The organism is Rhodococcus sp. 06-235-1A, assembly GCF_002258785.1.
Classification (GTDB): domain Bacteria; phylum Actinomycetota; class Actinomycetes; order Mycobacteriales; family Mycobacteriaceae; genus Rhodococcoides.
The window spans coordinates 488,690-505,147 of sequence record NZ_NOYI01000013.1; the positions used below are offsets into that span (position 1 = coordinate 488,690).

At 64.9% G+C, this 16,458-nt stretch carries 17 protein-coding genes; 8 read left to right on the forward strand and 9 right to left on the reverse strand.

What is annotated here, in order from left to right; translation table 11 throughout:
- Positions 1-18: 18 nt before the first annotated feature.
- Positions 19-2,154 carry an acyltransferase family protein gene (locus CH275_RS15345; protein WP_094679150.1) on the reverse strand — a complete coding sequence of 712 codons (2,136 nt, stop codon included), beginning with the start codon at positions 2,152-2,154 and terminating at the stop codon, positions 19-21.
- Positions 2,155-2,409: 255 nt separating this feature from the next.
- Here CH275_RS15345 and CH275_RS15350 point away from each other — a divergent pair, with 255 nt between their 5' ends.
- Positions 2,410-3,618, forward strand: a complete 1,209-nt coding sequence (locus tag CH275_RS15350) for an MFS transporter (protein ID WP_094679151.1) — start codon at positions 2,410-2,412, stop codon at positions 3,616-3,618.
- A 529-nt stretch (positions 3,619-4,147) separates the two neighbouring features.
- Here CH275_RS15350 and CH275_RS15355 read toward each other — a convergent pair.
- Positions 4,148-4,963, reverse strand: a complete 816-nt coding sequence (locus CH275_RS15355) for a MerR family transcriptional regulator (protein ID WP_094679152.1) — start codon at positions 4,961-4,963, stop codon at positions 4,148-4,150.
- Positions 4,964-5,112: 149 nt separating this feature from the next.
- On the opposite strand from CH275_RS15355, the gene CH275_RS15360 reads away from it, so the two are divergent.
- On the forward strand, positions 5,113-5,976 hold the full coding sequence (locus tag CH275_RS15360; RefSeq protein ID WP_143546779.1) for a sensor domain-containing diguanylate cyclase: 864 nt from the start codon (positions 5,113-5,115) through the stop codon (positions 5,974-5,976).
- 6 nt (positions 5,977-5,982) lie between these two features.
- On the opposite strand, the gene CH275_RS15365 is transcribed toward CH275_RS15360, so the two are convergent.
- Complete coding sequence (locus CH275_RS15365) at positions 5,983-6,579, reverse strand: CHAP domain-containing protein (protein ID WP_094679154.1); 597 nt, start codon at positions 6,577-6,579, stop codon at positions 5,983-5,985.
- A 47-nt stretch (positions 6,580-6,626) separates the two neighbouring features.
- On the opposite strand from CH275_RS15365, the gene CH275_RS15370 reads away from it, so the two are divergent.
- The gene (locus CH275_RS15370; RefSeq protein WP_306436948.1) at positions 6,627-7,406 is read left to right on the forward strand and encodes an SIR2 family NAD-dependent protein deacylase; all 780 of its coding nucleotides are present in this window, start codon (positions 6,627-6,629) and stop codon (positions 7,404-7,406) included.
- A gap of 44 nt (positions 7,407-7,450) precedes the next feature.
- On the opposite strand, the gene CH275_RS15375 is transcribed toward CH275_RS15370, so the two are convergent.
- The 4 genes from CH275_RS15375 to CH275_RS15390 all read right to left on the reverse strand — a co-directional run bounded on the left by CH275_RS15375 (position 7,451) and on the right by CH275_RS15390 (position 10,227).
- On the reverse strand, positions 7,451-8,470 hold the full coding sequence (locus CH275_RS15375; protein ID WP_218828794.1) for an ABC transporter permease: 1,020 nt from the start codon (positions 8,468-8,470) through the stop codon (positions 7,451-7,453).
- A gap of 47 nt (positions 8,471-8,517) precedes the next feature.
- Positions 8,518-9,378: an ABC transporter ATP-binding protein gene (locus CH275_RS15380; protein WP_094679156.1), complete on the reverse strand. Its 861-nt coding sequence runs from the start codon at positions 9,376-9,378 to the stop codon at positions 8,518-8,520.
- Complete coding sequence (locus CH275_RS15385; protein ID WP_094679157.1) at positions 9,375-9,776, reverse strand: GntR family transcriptional regulator; 402 nt, start codon at positions 9,774-9,776, stop codon at positions 9,375-9,377. Before CH275_RS15385 ends, CH275_RS15380 begins: the two co-directional genes overlap by 4 nt.
- Positions 9,777-9,846: 70 nt before the next feature.
- Positions 9,847-10,227, reverse strand: a complete 381-nt coding sequence (locus tag CH275_RS15390; RefSeq protein ID WP_256991040.1) for a helix-turn-helix transcriptional regulator — start codon at positions 10,225-10,227, stop codon at positions 9,847-9,849.
- A gap of 62 nt (positions 10,228-10,289) precedes the next feature.
- On the opposite strand from CH275_RS15390, the gene CH275_RS15395 reads away from it, so the two are divergent.
- Positions 10,290-10,679, forward strand: a complete 390-nt coding sequence (locus tag CH275_RS15395; protein ID WP_094679159.1) for a hypothetical protein — start codon at positions 10,290-10,292, stop codon at positions 10,677-10,679.
- Between the two features lie 61 nt (positions 10,680-10,740).
- On the opposite strand, the gene CH275_RS15400 is transcribed toward CH275_RS15395, so the two are convergent.
- Positions 10,741-11,310: a TetR/AcrR family transcriptional regulator gene (locus CH275_RS15400; protein ID WP_094679160.1), complete on the reverse strand. Its 570-nt coding sequence runs from the start codon at positions 11,308-11,310 to the stop codon at positions 10,741-10,743.
- Positions 11,311-11,387: 77 nt separating this feature from the next.
- Here CH275_RS15400 and CH275_RS15405 point away from each other — a divergent pair, with 77 nt between their 5' ends.
- The 3 genes from CH275_RS15405 to CH275_RS15415 all read left to right on the forward strand — a co-directional run bounded on the left by CH275_RS15405 (position 11,388) and on the right by CH275_RS15415 (position 14,740).
- Positions 11,388-11,960 (forward strand): dihydrofolate reductase family protein, encoded by a 573-nt coding sequence (locus CH275_RS15405; protein WP_094679161.1) that lies wholly within the window; start codon positions 11,388-11,390, stop codon positions 11,958-11,960.
- A gap of 76 nt (positions 11,961-12,036) precedes the next feature.
- Positions 12,037-14,340 (forward strand): accessory Sec system translocase SecA2, encoded by a 2,304-nt coding sequence (gene secA2 / locus CH275_RS15410; protein WP_094679162.1) that lies wholly within the window; start codon positions 12,037-12,039, stop codon positions 14,338-14,340.
- Complete coding sequence (locus tag CH275_RS15415) at positions 14,333-14,740, forward strand: META domain-containing protein (protein WP_256991041.1); 408 nt, start codon at positions 14,333-14,335, stop codon at positions 14,738-14,740. Before secA2 ends, CH275_RS15415 begins: the two co-directional genes overlap by 8 nt.
- Before the next feature lie 7 nt (positions 14,741-14,747).
- On the opposite strand, the gene CH275_RS15420 is transcribed toward CH275_RS15415, so the two are convergent.
- Positions 14,748-15,335 carry a TetR/AcrR family transcriptional regulator C-terminal domain-containing protein gene (locus CH275_RS15420; protein WP_094679163.1) on the reverse strand — a complete coding sequence of 196 codons (588 nt, stop codon included), beginning with the start codon at positions 15,333-15,335 and terminating at the stop codon, positions 14,748-14,750.
- Positions 15,336-15,459: 124 nt separating this feature from the next.
- Between CH275_RS15420 and bioB the strand changes: the two genes are divergently transcribed.
- A complete protein-coding gene (gene bioB / locus CH275_RS15425; RefSeq protein WP_094679164.1) occupies positions 15,460-16,452 on the forward strand; it encodes a biotin synthase BioB in 993 nt (330 codons plus the stop codon).
- The last annotated feature ends 6 nt before the right edge of the window (positions 16,453-16,458 follow it).

The window sequence follows — 16,458 nt, forward strand, 5'->3', positions numbered from 1 at the left end:
GAGCGCGCGGGGCTCGACTCATGGTCCGGCCCACCAGCCGGTGGCCGATCCGACCTGTCGTCCCAGCTCCCTGGTCAGGGTTCGCACATATGTCGCGGTCAGGTGGTGTTCGTCACGGTAGACCAGTACGTTGCCTTGCTCGACGCGGCACACGGTGGCGTCGCAGACGGCGTCGGAGAGGTCGAGAGCCGAAAACCCCTGCAGCTGAAACGACGAGGCCAGTGCCGGGTTCACGGGGTCCAATGCGTCGTCTCTCGGAATACCGCACGAGGTGGCCGTCCCGCCGTCGGCGAGACAGTCGATGGCGCGATATGCCAGCCACGGCGTGTCCCGGACGCCCAGGATTCCCACACCGTCGGCAACCAGTTGCCGCCACACCGAGGCGTACCAGGTAGGGGTGTAGTCGCCCGGGACGTCCTCCCGAGGGCGTGTAGCAGTGGTGAACACGTAGTCCGGCTGCATCTCGGCCACGTCCGCGAGCACGGTCTGCGTCCAATCGAGGCAATCGGGGTATTCGTTGGGGCCGAGCATCGGCATGGTGTCCGTGCTCAGCGGGCAACCCATCTTCAGGAAGGTGACGACCTTGAAGCCGTGCTCCAGACCGAGTGCGTCGAGGGCCGTCACCCAGTGCTCGGCGTGCGAGCTGCCTGCCAGCACGATGGTTCGATCCGCGTCGACGTCGCCGTAGGTGCACGAGACCGCGTCGCGCGTCTCGAAGTCGGCGATGCACCCCTCGATGGTGGTGACGGGTAGGTCCGCGGGAGCGGAGTACAACGGGGGACTGACGTCGGCCGGCTCGACACGAATTCCGTCGGTCAATTCGAGCGCTCCCGGGTGCGTCAGTTCGTCGACCGCTCCATCGGCCTGCACCGCGGTGATCGATCGATCGATGTAGACGTTCCATCCGATCGAACCGGCCGTCACTGCGAGTGCAGCGATCACTGCGCAGCCGGTCACCGCGATGCGTCCCGGAGTGAACGTCGTCGACTGCGTCGGCCGCTCGATCAGCCGCACGGTGAGCCATGCCAGCGTTACCGAGGCTCCGACAATGCCGAGCCCACCGAGCACATCGGCATGGGGCCGGCCGGTGGCCGACAGGTAGAAGATGAGCAGGGGCCAGTGCCACAGGTACAGCGGAAACGCGATCGATCCGACCCAGGCGAAGAACCGGTTGGACAGCGTCGCCGCCACGGCTGTCTCGGATCCAGCGACGATCAACGCGAGGGTCGCCACTACCGGAATCAGCGCCAGGGGTCCGGGAAAGGCGGTCACGCCGTCGACCACGAAGCCGCACCCGACGATGACGGCGATGCCGAGCACGGCCAGGACTCCGCGCGTGGTCGACGTCCAGCGGGGGTGTCGCGGCGACGGTCGATCCGTAGGCGCTCCGCTACGCGCAGCGAACACTGCCGCGACTGCGGCACCGGCCATGATCTCCCACAGTCGCGCGCCGGTGTCATAGTAGTTCCACGCCTGATGATGTCGAACACCGTCCGCCGCGTACACGAACGAGACCAGTCCGATCATCGAGAAGATCGCTGCGAAGGTGCGCGGGCGCAGACTCCTCGGCCCCTCGGGACGGGCGATCCGCCGGACCCAGGCGAGGCCGAACACGACGGCAATGGCCACCAGATAGAACTGGAACTGCACGGCCACCGACCACAAGTGCTGCACGGGACTCACCGAGGGGTCGGCTGCCAGGTAGTCGTTCGCTGTTGCGGCGAGCTGCCAGTTCACGTAGTAGAAGACGCCCGACACCAGTTGGTCGCCCAGGTCTGCCCAGCGGGTACGCGGGAGCAGGAAGATCGATGCGACGGCCACGGCGAGAAGCGTGATCAGCAGCGGCGGCCCGAGCCTGCGCAGCACGCGGGTGAGGCGAGCGATCGGATTCAGGCTCGCTCCGGCCTGGGCCGATCGCAGTAGGGATGCTGTGAAGAAGAATCCGGACAGCGTCAGGAAGACGTCGACACCCCCCGATACGCGACCCATCCAGATGTGGAACACGACGACCAGAGCGATCGCGACGCCGCGCAGACCGTTCAGATCGTGCCGTTGCGGCGGCCGACCTTGCGCGGCGGGGATCGGGGCGGGAGTGTCCTGGACCGGCACCGAGAATTCGGTGGCCGAGTCGCTGTCGGTCGGGTGTACGTGCATGAAGGAGAAGTGGCTCCGGCTGTCGATCGACTACTCGGTCGGATGTGCGATACCGGGCAAACAATACGTGTACGCGAGATGAAGCACTTCCCGGAGTCTGCTTCGAGGCAATAGTCCCATTTCGGGGTCGGCGAAGGCGAATCAGCGCGTTATCTGCTTGCGCCGATAGAGAGCGTATGCAACTATTTATGACGCGCGTGCAACTACACGTGTAAGCCGCATAAATGCGTTCGCCTTACTCTCAGGAGCTTCCTCATGCCGCTAGGTCTGCTCGCCCTCGCAATCGGAGGATTCGGAATCGGATTGACCGAATTCGTCATCATGGGCCTACTGCCCGAGGTCTCGGCCGACTTCGCGGTCACCGAGGCCACCGCCGGCTGGCTCATCACCGGCTATGCGCTGTCCGTGGTCGTCGGCGCGCTCGTCGTCACCGCCGCGGTGACGCGTTTTCCGCGCAAGACCGTCCTGCTGGCACTGATGTGTCTGTTCATCGCCGGCAACCTGATCTCCGCACTGTCGGACAGTTACGACACGATGCTGCTCGGTCGTGTGGTCGCCGCGCTGTGTCACGGAGCGTTCTTCGGAATCGGTGCCGTGGTCGCGGCAGGTCTGGTCGAGCCCGCAAAGAAAGCGGGAGCGATCGCCACGATGTTCGCCGGCCTCACCGCCGCCAACGTTCTCGGTGTTCCGTTCGGAACGTTCCTCGGTCAGAGTTACGGATGGCGATCGGCGTTCTGGGCAATCACGGTGATCGGCATCGTTGCGCTGCTCGGAATTGCCGCCCTCGTTCCTCGGGAAACCGGGATCGGTGAGGAGAGCGATCTGCGCCGCGAACTGCGTGCGTTCCGGTCTCCGCAGGTGTGGCTCTCCATTGCCACGACGGTGCTCGGATTCGGCGGCATGTTCGGCGCGTTCACGTACATCGCGTTCACACTCACCGACGTCAGCGGTTTTGCGTCGAGTTCGGTGCCCTGGTTGCTGGTGCTGTTCGGCGGTGGCCTCTTCGTCGGAAACTACCTGGGCGGCAAGGCCGCCGACCGCGATCTCACTGCGACGCTGCTGACCCTCCTGGGTGCATTGACCGTGGTACTCGTCTTCTTCGCGCTCACCGCGGAGAGTCGCCCCGCCACGATCGCCTCCCTGGTGCTGATGGGGGCGTTCGGCTTCGCAACGGTGCCGGGGCTGCAGATGCGGGTGATGTCGTTCGCGCCCGACGCCCCGACGATGGCATCCGGGGCGAACATCGCGGCATTCAACCTCGGAAACGCGTTGGGCGCGTGGCTCGGTGGTGTGACGATCTCGGCCGGCCTCGGTTACACCTCGCCCATCTGGGCCGGGGCCGGTATCACCGTGCTGGCGCTGGTGGTCTTGCTGTTCGCAACGACACTCCTACGCCGCGCCGCGCCGGTCTCGGAGTCGGACCGGGTGAGCGCCGCGACCAATGCGGCGGGGTCGTCCACCTGAACGCTGAACGAGCGGGCGGTACCGGATGCCCGCCACCGCTGCAGGAGTGCGGGCACCACAACCTCTGCGGCACGGGCCAGCTCGATGTCGACAGTGGTGCCGTCCTGGTTCGGTAGGGCGAGCCGGCCGCCGTCGAGGGTCGGTGCCACGACGCCGTAGCGCCGGCGGACTCGGGCCGAGACGATCGTCGCTCGGTCCACCGTCGCCACGACGGTGCCGGATGTGCGCAGAACCAGAGCCTCGGATGAGAGGACATGCGGGTGCACTCGAGCCAGGGCGACCGACGACGCGAGCAGCACCAGGGACACAACCGACGCGGCTGCAACCAGGGCGCTGAGCCAGAGCCACGGAATCAGCAGGTGCAGAACGACCATCTCGATCACGGTGGCGGCCCCGAACATCAGTGGCAGGGCGAGGGTTCCGCGCGACGCCGTGAACACCGTGGAGCCCGCAGCGATCGGCGCATGCCGCCCCCGTATCCACAGCACAGGCGAATGCCATGTGCCGACCTGGGCAGGAGCCTCGACCGTCATCGGGTGCCCGCGACGTGTTCGGTGGTCTGCGCGTGCTCGGTGGTGCGCAGACGTTCGGTGGCGCGAACGATCACGGCGCGCTGAGCCGGATCGGGCACGATGTCGTCGATGCTCAGCGGGCCGGTCTCGTCGGTCTGCGCAGCGGCATGGAACTGCGGCGAGGCGAGTGAATCGAGGTCCAACATCGACTCCAGTTCTGCTGCGAGCGCGTCGATGTCGTGCTCGGACTCGACCGGGTCCCGGCCTTCGAGTGCGCTGAATCCGCGCAGAAGCACCAGGTACCTCTGCCGACGGCCGGGATCGCCGAGTGTGGAGGTCACCGTCTCGAAGAACGCTGGGGGAACGGCACCCGATATCGCCATCACTTCGAGTAGATCGCGTTCACGGATCAGCGCTTCTCGCTGCGTTGGTGCGGAGGCGTCGATCACCGCGTCGATGGCGTCGGCCACCTCGCGCGGGAGGGCAGTCAGAGGGCGCTGCTCGACGGCGTCGACCAACAGTGCCGACAGTCGGATGTGCTTGTGCGCGAGCGCTTTCTGCTCGAGTTCTATCCCGGCAAGGAGCGCCCGTAGATCGGCGACCACGTCGGCCTCGCGCGTCGCAGGCTCGGCCAGGGCGGCGGCAATCTCGCCCAGTGGCATGCCGCAGTCGGCCAGCCACCGAATTCTCATCAGACGGACGACATCGTCGATGGTGTACTCGCGATAGCCGTTGGACAGCCGGCGTGGCTCGTCGAGCAAGCCGAGACGGTGGTAGTGCCGCACCGTTCGAGGCGTCGTTCCGGCGGCATCCGCAAGGGATCCGATTCTCATGTGTTCAGTGTGAACCTTGACATTGCGTCAAGGTCAAGATCGGCGTCCGCCGTAGCGTGGGGGCCGGGTGCGGGGACGCCGCGTATCGTCGGTGTCTGCCGTGTGAATCGTCGTGGCTTGCACTGTTCGAGGAAGAGACCTGGCTGAAGATGGTCGACACCGATCGCTGGTATCGGGAGATGTTCGAGGCCAGTACCGTCGGATTGGCGTTGGCCGACGAGAACGGTTTGTTGGTCCTGGCGAACGATGCCTATGCGGCGATCGTCGGGTGTCCACGTCATCTGTTGGCCGGCCGGTCCTCGCGCGAATTCACACATCCCGACGACTTGGCTCAGCACGCCGCCATGGAGCAGATCATGGACGAGGCGAAGGCGTGCGGTGAATCGGTTCACGTCGAGAAGCGCTACCTGCACGCCGACGGCTCGGTGCGGTGGGGCTGGATCTCGGCCAGCGAGGTTCCCGGCCCCGGGGGTGCACGCTGGACGATGGCCGTCGTGCACGACACCACCGACCGGCGACGCGTCGAGGATGACTTACGCGTGGCCGCTCAGACCGATGCGCTCACCGGACTCCTCAATCGGCGCGGATGGCGAGATCGGTTGCACGCGTTGACAACACAGCCGGAAATCGATGCAACATTGGCTCTGGCCATGATCGATTTCGACCGGTTCAAGTCGTACAACGACGAACACGGCCACGGCCGCGGAGACCGACTCCTGGTTCGGTTCTCCGTTGCCGCGGCAGACCTGCTCGGCGCTCGGGCCTCGATAGCGCGGTGGGGTGGGGAGGAGTTCGCTCTCGCGATGCCGGGCGTGGGATCGACGACGATGGCAGCGGTGCTGACCGAGTTGGCCACGGTCGTTCCCGACAAGCAGACGTTCTCGGCGGGATATGCGACGTTGCGTGCCGGGGAAACCGTCGACGACTGCTTCGATCGCGCAGACATGCTGCTGTACCGAGCGAAGTTCGACGGCGGCGCACGTTCCTACGGCGACGACTCGTGCCCGACGTAGGGCCCGTCAGCCCCGCAGGCGGCCGAATCCGACGACTCCGGAATCGGACGCGTAATCCAACGTGTGAACCCGGATCTTGCCTGCCTCGTTCCCGCCGACGGTGATGGCCTCGTCGCCGTCGACCGCCACGATCACGTTCGTGTGTTGGCCGATCCAACTGGTGTTGTCGTAGAGCACGACATCGCCCACCGACGGCGTGTAGTCGCCGACGGTCTCGAATCGGCCCTGCTCCTGGTAGTACTCCTGGAGCGTGTAGACGCCGGGTATGCGCCACGAACCCGAATTGGGGTTCGAGAGCGGCATGTCCGCCTCCTTCATGATCCAGCTGACGAAGTCGGCACACCAGGCCTCGTCGATCCCTTCGGCGTAGAACGTTCCCGGACGCTGCTGCTCGTGCTCGGTGCGCAACAGTTCCACCACCCGTGCCTGACCGGCGGTCAGTTCACCGGTGTTCAACTCGGGAAAGGCCTCGGTGTCCCAGGGGAGGTATCGGCTCGGTGCCAGCCACAGAACACCGACAACCGCGACCACGACGACAGCCGTGCAGGCTGCCACCCACAGCGGCCACCGTCGTCGGGTTGGCGAGGCGGTATCGATGCTCATGCGACCACGGTAGCGCGACGTGGGACACCGCTCGGCACAATGACTGTGTGACCGCTTCCGAGAACCTTCATCCCGTTATCGTTCCGGAATCCATCGTGGACTCCGCGCGCCGAGCATCGCGCATCGCCGTACTCACGGGCGCAGGCATGTCCGCCGAGTCGGGGATCGCAACCTTCCGGGACGCCCAGACCGGGTTGTGGAAGGACTTCGACCCCAAGTATCTCGCCAGTCCCGAGGGCTGGATGGCCGATAGCGATCTGGTGTGGGGCTGGTATCGGTGGCGAGCGGAATTGGTCCGACGCTCCGAGCCCAACGCCGGTCACGTGGCACTCGCGCAATGGCAGCAGCGGGCGCATGTCGACATCGCAACCCAGAATGTCGACGACCTTCACGAGAGAGCCGGAACCACGGTGCTGTCGCACGTGCACGGGTCTCTGTTCGAGCCGTACTGCAGCGACTGCGGGACACGAGCAGCGCTCGACGCCGGTTCCGCCGACGCACCGGCCGAGGCGGATCAGCGGGTTCCGCCGCCGGAATGCACGTTGTGCGGTGGGCTGATTCGGCCGGGCGCGGTGTGGTTCGGCGAATCGCTGCCCGAGGCCGCGTGGGAGGCAGCCGAGGATGCCGTCCGACATGCCGACCTGGTTCTCGTGGTCGGCACGTCCGGAGTGGTCTACCCGTTCGCTGGGCTGCCTGCGATCGCTCGAAGTGCCGGAGCCGTGGTCGCCGAGATCAACCCGGTCGAGACCGAGGTCTCGGACATGGCCGATCACCGGTGGCGCACCACGGCCGCGGTGGGATTGCCTGCCTTGGTTGCGCAACTCTGACCTCGGTGACATCCCACCGCGTCGCATGCTGCATGGATCCGCCATCACGGCCGCAGTCTCCGCACCAGGAGCAGTGACAGCCCACCGAGCAGTGCGGCGATCACCAGAGTCAGGGCAGTCTCGATCGCTTGGAACCGCCAGAACAGCCGATCCTCGTGGTACTTCGTCTCGAAGGCTTCGGCACCCTGACCACGGATGCAGTCGATCTCGATTCGGGCGTTGTCCGCCATCCGACGGTCCGAGTATTCCTCGTATTCGGCGACCGTCTCGAATTCGCTCATGTCACGGTAGTCGTCCGGCCAGGCGCGCCAGGCGCACTGCTGCAGGTCGATTTCTACGGCGTCACCGTTTCGATCGACGTAATCCGCCGAGACGTTCCATCGCGGATATATCGAAATCGAATCCAATGGCCGGTAGTAGTCCGGTGTGCCGCCGTACATGTCGTTCATCTTCTGCTCGAGTGTTTGGGTCTCGACCATGGGAGTCGCGTAGTGTTCGCGAATCTGCGTCGGCAGCAGCGCCAGGAAGGCAGTGGACACTACGACGGTCGTGACCATCGCGGCGATCGTGTTCCTCATGGCGAGTGCGCACGCTGCGCCGAGCATCAGGCCGACCGCCGTATACCCCCCTGCTACGAAGCCCGTTGCGCCGAAGGTGGGGAAGTCCAAGCGCGATTCACCGGTGCTCATGAAGGTGAACGATCCGGGGGAGGTGCGGTATTTCGCCCAGTACAGCGCGCATCCGAGTATCGCCATGGCAAGTACAGTGGGCACGAACACCACGAGCACACGCACGCCGTACCAGCGTCGTCTGCTCACCGATTGGGTCAGACCCAGCACGTGAGATCGCCGTTCGAGATCGCGAGAGAACACGGTGACCCCGACGAAAGCGCCGAACACGACGGGAAGCGCGATCGTCAGCAATATCGCCATGGTCTGCGCGGTTTGCGCTGTGCAGTAGTCCTCCTGGAACCCGAAGCATCCCCGGATCCCGGTAACCGGTGCGACGCCCCCAGCAAGTTTCGTGATCGCAATCGTCATGGTCGCCAACAACAGTGGCGTCAAGACACCGAACAATATCGTTGCGCGGAATTGTCGCCACGTCACCCAGATCATGCCGCCACCACCGAACCGAGGTGGGCGAGCACAACGTCGTCCAGGGTGGCGTCCTCGATGGTCCAGCCCGGTCTCGCCGTCTCCGGTCGCGTGCCACGGACGACGAATACCGATGCGCCGGAACCGAATACCTCGGATACGACGGTTCCGTCGTCGACAACGGGCTCGGAACCGGTGCTACCGACGAGAAGATAGTGCTCGCCCGTGATGGTGTCGAGTTCCCCGTCGAGTCGAATTCGTCCGTCGCGCAACAGGAGTAGACGATCTGCGACGTCGACGAGTTCGGACAACACGTGCGAGGACAGCACGATGGTGGTGCCGTTCTCGGCCGCATCGCGCATGAGAGTGCGGGCCACCGCGCGACGGGCGACCGGGTCCAGATCGGCGAGGGGCTCGTCGAGCAGCAGTATTTCCGGTCGTCGTCCCAGTGCGAGTGCAAGGGCGACGCGTGTGCGGTGACCGGGCGAGAGTGATTTCACCCGTGCCGAAAGAGGGATTTCGGCTGCGGACACGAGTTCTGCCGCATAGGCATCGTCCCAGTGGGCGTTGGTGTTTCGGCCGAATCGGAGCATCTCGGCCACGGTGAAGTGCGGATACAGAGGCTTGTGCTGCGCGAGGTAGGACAGGCCGGGCGCGATGCCTCGTTGGCCCACGGCTTCGCCCAGAACTCGGATGTCTCCGGCGTCCGGTGTGAGCAACCCGACGGCGAGCGACATCAATGTCGACTTGCCGGCACCGTTGGAGCCGACCAGCGCTGTGACACTTCCTATTTCGATGGCGAACGAGCAGCGGTCGAGAACGGTCGTTCGCCGGAACGACTTGACCACCCCGTCCATGGTGAGTACTGCGTCGGTCATGATCCGTCTCTTTCGGGTCGGTCGAATTGTGTGTCGAATGCTGCGGTGACGATGGCCTCGAGGTCCGGTCTGTCCAGTCCTGCTGCCAGGCAATGGCGAATCCAGCGGCCCAGTTCGGCCTCGAGGGCAGATCGTTCGGCCATCCCGGGTTTCGCCAGCGAGGCGACCACGAAGGTCCCGGACCCGGTGCGTGGCTCCACCAGGCCCTCCCGTTCGAGTTCGCGGTAGGCCTTGAGCACGGTGTTCGGGTTGATGGCGAGAGCCGTGACCACGTCTTTCGCGGTCGGTAGCTGGTCGCCGACAGCCAGTGATCCGAGTCGTAGAGCCTGTTTGGTCTGCAGTATCAGTTGGACGTAGGTGGGGATGCCGGACTGACGATCGATTCGGTACGCGACCACCAGAAACCTTTCACTAGTTGATTAGTGGAAGACGGTAATGCGAACTATTCGGTTTGTCCAGGTTTTGCGGTCAGTGAGAGGTCAGAGCTTCGACGAGGGCGCTCATTGCCGATGTGGCACTGTCGGTTTCGGTAGGTCCGAGCGCGGCGAGACTGGCAATGAGAGCTGCTATCTCCGGGACGGTCAAACGCACGGGACGGGGATCGGCCACACTCGCCAGCCGTGATCCGCCGTGCACTCCCGAGACCGCATCGATGGGAACCCCGGATTCACGCAACCGGGCGAGATCGCGTTCGACCGTGCGCACTCTCACCCGCAAACGCTGCGCGAGTTCGGGCGAGGTCAGCGGTACAGGTGCCGAACTGAGCCACTCGACGATCCGCTGCTGGCGCGCGACGCGGCGCAGGGTGAGGGCGCTGTCGAGCGAGTGGGGCGAATTCTGCTTCGGCACCGGACCGATTCTTCCGGATTCCCGACACAGCCCTGACGGGAATCGGTCCTACCGTTCTCGATATGACACCTGACGCCGAATCGATCGACAGCTTCTTCGCTCGCTACACGGGGTATCTGACCTCGGGTGATCTCGACGGGCTGGCCGAGATCTACAACTATCCTGCTTTGGCTGTGACGGCGCGTGGTTGCGCGGCAATCGCCGCGCCACAGCAAACGCGAGAGTTCTTCGAGCAGGGCCAGGCCTACTACCGATCGCGCGGGATACAGGGCGTGCGAGCGCGTGACATCGTCACCGAGATCGAGGTGCCGGGGGTGTGGGTCGGGCATCTGCTGCTGGAAAACCTCGACTCCGACGGGTCGCCGGTGGGAACCGAGCGCAATGCCTATCAGGTGGTGACGGCCGAGGACGGCACTCGCCGGATCGCGGTGACGACGCCCCTCGACGCCTAGTGGTGCATGTGGTGGTCGCCTGCACCGAAGTCGTCGATCCTGGATGGGACTCGGTGTGCGATCACGGGTTCAGCAGGCCGGCAACCAATGCGTCGACCACCTCGTCCGTCGAGGTATCCGGATCGATCGGGTAGGTCAGTCGGTCGAGCAGCAGGCCGTCGATCGCGTAGTGGAACAGTGCGACCTCCTTGCGACCCCCCGGTAGGCCTGCGGCGAGATTGAATTCGACGTCGGCAGAGAAGTTCGAGCGCTGCCAGGTGCCGAGGATGTCCCTGATCTCCGGTCGTCTCGATGCCTCGAGCCGCAACTCGAACAGCGCGAGCGTCACCTCGCGATTCGTCAGGAGCCGCGCAACGATGTCGCGGATGTACGCGCCGAACAGCTCGGGGCCGGGATGTTGCGCAGCAAGCGGTTCGTGGACCTCGGCGCTGGGGGCAAGTCTCTGCCCGATGCGCTCGATCAGTCCGGCGATGACGTCGGCGCGGGTCTTGTAATAGTTCGATGCCGTTCCCCTCGGCACTCCTGCTTCCTCGTCGATCGCGCGGTGGGTGAGTCCGCGGGAGCCTTCCGCCGCGAGCAGTCGAAGCCCGGCGTCGGCGAGTTCGGAGCGTCGGAGTGGGTTGCGAGCCATGAAAACAGGCTAGCGGAACCACTACGGATGTCGTAGTCTTGCGCAACCACTACACCCGTCGTGATCGGAGAACTCTCATGCGTGAACTGGTTTACTACGTCGCCGTCAGCCTGGACGGGTACATCGCGGCCCCCGACGACACCTTCGCGGACTTTCCGATGCAGGGAGATCACATCGACATGATCCTGCGCGACTACACCGACACCATTCCGACACTCGGCCTGCGTGCGACCGGACTGACCCCCGACCTGAGTCGCTTCGACACGGTGCTCATGGGGTGGAACACCTACAAGGCCGGCGGAATCCATCCTCCGGACGGTCCGTACGGCCACTTGAAGCAGTACGTCTTCTCGCGCGATCACTCGGGCGTCGAACCGGCCGTGATTCTGACCGGTGAAGATCCAGTAGAGATCGTGCGAAAGCTGAAGGGCGAGAGCGGCAGTGGGATATGGCTGGCCGGTGGAGGCATTCTGGCGTCGGCCCTGGCGGACGAAATCGACAGACTGATCCTCAAGGTGAATCCGATTCTCCTGGGCTCCGGTAAACGTCTCTTCGCCGAGCGCGCGTACTCGCCGGCCCGAACTCACCTCGTGGGCAGTACACCCTTCGAGTCGGGGGTGGTGGTGAACGAGTACACGGTGGATCGATGACGCAGCACCGAGGACGGGGTGGCGCTCGGTACTGTGGGAATGAACGTTCTTCTTTATTCTCAGGTAGGGATTGCAGATGGCTTTGGGCTCCGACCGTTTCTGGCGTGTACTAGGCCGCTCCGCGCAGAAGGCGCAGAGCACGTCGCGTCAGCGCGTCGACCGAGCCCAGGAGCATGCCGAATGGGCGGCCGCCCTGGACGACAGCGACCTGGCAACACAGGCGACCGCACTACGCGTCGAGACCGCAGCACGCCTCGATGTTCCGCGGTACCTGGCCTTGGTGCGCGAGGCGAGTGAGCGAACACTGTCCATGCGACCCTTCGACGTACAGCTGCACGGTGCCGTTCGACTTCTCGCCGGTGACGTGGTGGAGATGGCCACCGGTGAGGGCAAGACGCTGGCCGGTGCAATCGCAGCCGTCGGATACGTCTTGTCCGGGCGTTCGGTGCACGTCATCTCGGTCAACGACTTCCTGGCGCAACGCGACGCGCAGTGGATGCAGCCGTTGTTCGAGGCTCTCGGCGTCACGGTCGGTTTCATAAGTGAGGCGTCGACTGCGCAGGAGCGTCGCACCGCGTACGCCTGCGACATCACCTACGCCTCGGTCAACGAGGTCGGCTTCGACGTCCTGCGTGATCATCTGGTGAACGATCGACAGGATCTGGTCTCGCCGATCCCGGACGTCGCACTGATCGACGAGGCCGACTCCGTGCTGGTCGACGAGGCGCTCGTGCCGCTGGTGTTGGCCGGTTCCGTATCGGGTGACGTCTCGACCTCGACGGTGATGGAGGCAGTCCGTGTGCTGGACAAGGGGGTCGACTACGACACCGATGCCGAGGGGAGGAACGTATTTCTCACCGACGAGGGTGCCTTGCGGATCGAGAAGGAGCTCGGCGGGATCGACCTCTACTCCGAGCACCATGTCGGCACGACGCTGGTGGCCGTCAACGTGGCCTTGCACGCCCAGGTACTGGTGCAACGCGACGTCGACTACATCGTGCGTGACGGACGCGTTCAGCTGATCAACGCCTCGCGTGGCCGGGTGGCCGATCTTCAGCGCTGGCCGGACGGGCTGCAGGCGGCGGTCGAGATCAAGGAAGGGCTGGTGCCCACCGAGACCGGAGAGATCCTCGACACGATCACCGTGCAGGCGTTGATCAATCGGTACGCCACGGTGTGCGGCATGACCGGCACGGCCATGGCGGCGGGGGAGCAGCTGCGCACGTTCTACAGCCTCGGAGTTTCGGTCATCGCTCCGAACGTGCCCACGGTGCGCGTCGACGAAGACGATCGGGTGTACGACACGATCGAGCACAAGAACGCTGCAATTGCGCTGCAGGTGAAGGACATTCACGAGACCGGTCAGCCGATTCTCATCGGCACCCACGATGTCGCCGAGTCCGAGGCGCTGGCCGAGACGCTCAGGGCGTCGGGCGTCGAGGTGGTGGTGCTCAACGCCAAGAACGACGCCGAGGAAGCGGCGGTCATCGCTGCGGCAGGAGCACACGGCGCAGTGACGGTGTCCACGCAGATCGCCGGACGTGGAACCGATATCAAGCTCGGCGGTCCCGACGGAGCCGATCGCGATCGGATAGCCGAACTCGGCGGACTGTTCGTTCTCGGCACCGGGCGCCACACCACCGAGCGACTCGACAACCAGCTACGAGGACGCGCGGGTCGGCAGGGCGATCCGGGCCGATCGTTGTTCTTCGGAAGCTGGGAGGACGACGTCGTCAAGAACAACATCGGCGACAAGGACGCACCCAAGGGGTTCGACGAGAGCGGCCTGTTCACCTCCTCTGCAGCGGCCGACCGCGTCGACCACGCGCAACGCATCGCCGAAGGTCAGATGCTCGAAATTCATTCGCGCACATGGCGTTACAATCAACTGACCGCTCAGCACCGCGAGATCCTGGATCGCCGCCGGGCTACGTTGCTCGACTCGGACGAGGCGTTGGCTCTGCTCGAGCAGCAGTCGCCGACGCGCTCGAAGGAACTGCGCGAGGCCGTATCGGAGGAGACCCTCGTCCAGGTGGCTCGTCAGATAGTTCTCTACCACCTCGATCGGTCGTGGTCGGACTACCTGGCGCACCTCGCCGATGTGCGCGAGAGTATCCACCTGCGCGCATTGGGACGGGAGAACCCGCTGGACGAGTATCACCGCATCGCGGTCGAGGCGTTCAAAACGGTGTCGTCGAAGGCGATGGACCTTTCGCACGCAACATTCGAGTCGGCCGAGATCACCTCCGACGGAATCGATCTGGACGAAGCCGGCTTACGGCGGCCGACATCGACCTGGACGTACATGGTGCACGACAACCCGTTCGCCTCCCGCGGAAATGCCGGTGCGGCCGGTCTGGGGCCGATTTTCGGTGGCTGACGCGCGGCGCGCGTTGGTCGCCCTCGCGTTCGGCGCGAGCATGGTGGCATGTGCGTGTGCCGACTCGTACGGCGAGTTTCCCGCCGACAAGACCTACTCGTCGGTCGACGCCCCCGACTCCTACACCCCGGTTGGCGGGACGACGGTTCGACTCGAGTTCGTCGACGACCGAATCTCGGCCGAGGCGGGGTGCAACAGGTTGTTCGGCACCGTGGACACCTCGCAGGGCAGGATCACCGTCGACTCACTCGGTTCGACGCGGATGGCCTGCCCGGAGGCGTTGATGGAACAGGACCGGTGGCTGACGGCGTTCCTGACGTCGGCCCCACGGTGGTCGAGGAACGACGGCACCATGGTTTTGGACAACGGCAGCGAGCGCGTGGTCTTCGCCGAGACCTGATGTGACTCTAAGGGCGGATGCGATCTGCCGCCGTGTGCCGCACTCCGTCGAGGAACAGCTTCAATCCGAAATCGAAGCGGCTCGTCGGGTCGGGACTCTCGAACAGCGGCGACGCGTCGGGGGTCAGGGCTCCGGCTGAGTCCATCTGGAGCCTGGCCTGTTCGTCCACTGTCTGGCCGAGGATGTAGTACAGCAAGGTATCGGCTGTCAGTTCCGCGTCTCGACGCGGCAGTCCCGCACGGATGCACACGGCGGCGATGCGTTCGCGAATGTGATTGGTCGTGAGCCTCGACGCGTATGTCGCGGCGACCAACTCTGCACCGTCTCGCCGGGAGAGAAGCGCGTCGCGCAGTCGGTGCGCGATCTGACCGATCTGCGCATCCCAGGTTTCCTCGGTGGACGGCGCGTCGGCACCGGCGAGCAGGTGGTCGGCAATGTCACCGAGCAGCGTCTGCTTGTTGGGGAAGTGCCAGTAGAGCGCTCCGGGCTGCACGTGCAGCGATGTCGCCAGGCGCCGCATGGTCAGGTCGGCCAGGCCGTATTCGTCGAGAATGGCGATCGCACCGTCCAGGACGTCCTGCCTGCGTAGCTGCACTGCTTCCCCCAAGTCGTTCGACGCGGCCTTCGCTTTGACAGTAGCCGAGCGCGATGCCTAACGTGAACACCGTTCAACTTGAACGGTGTTCAATTATGGCGCGTTCGACTACGAGGGGACCGGTATGGACATTTTGGCTACGGCGCGGGAACAGGTGCTCGGCGATGGCACAGCTCTCGACAGATCTCAGGTTCTCGAGATTCTCGAGCTGGGCGACGACCGCCTCGAAGAGACGATGCTGTTGGCACACGAGGTGCGGATGAAGTGGTGCGGGCCCGAGGTCGAGGTGGAGGGAATCATCAGCCTCAAGACGGGCGGATGCCCCGAGGACTGCCACTTCTGTTCGCAGTCGGGGCTTTTCGCTTCCCCGGTTCGTGCCGCGTGGCTCGACATCCCCTCGCTGGTGGAAGCCGCGAAGCAGACCGCGAAGACCGGAGCGACGGAGTTCTGCATCGTGGCGGCAGTACGCGGACCCGACGCTCGGCTGCTCGCTCAGGTCGCCGCAGGAATCGAGGCCATTCGGAACGAGGTCGAGATCGATATCGCCTGCTCGTTGGGCATGCTCGATCAGGATCAGGTCGATCAGCTCGCAGCGATGGGCGTGCATCGTTACAACCACAATCTCGAGACCTCTCGATCGTACTTTCCGAACGTGGTGACCACACACACCTGGGAGGAGCGGTGGAACACCCTGCGGATGGTGCGCGAGGCGGGCATGGAGGTGTGCTGCGGCGGAATTCTCGGCATGGGGGAGACGCTCGAGCAACGGGCCGAGTTCGCGGCCGATCTCACCGCCCTCGAACCCGACGAGGTGCCTCTGAACTTCCTGAACCCGCGACCGGGCACCCCGTTCGGAGACCTCGATGTGCTGCCGGCATCCGATGCTCTGCGCGCCGTCGCCGCGTTCCGGCTCGCCCTGCCGCGCACGATTCTGAGATTTGCCGGCGGCCGCGAGATCACCCTCGGTGATCTGGGTGCCAAGCAGGGAATTCTCGGCGGAATCAATGCCGTCATCGTCGGCAACTACCTGACGACGCTCGGTCGTCCGGCAGAGCAGGATCTCGATCTGCTCGGCGAGCTGGAGATGCCGATCAAAGCGTTGAACTCGACCATCTGATGGGCG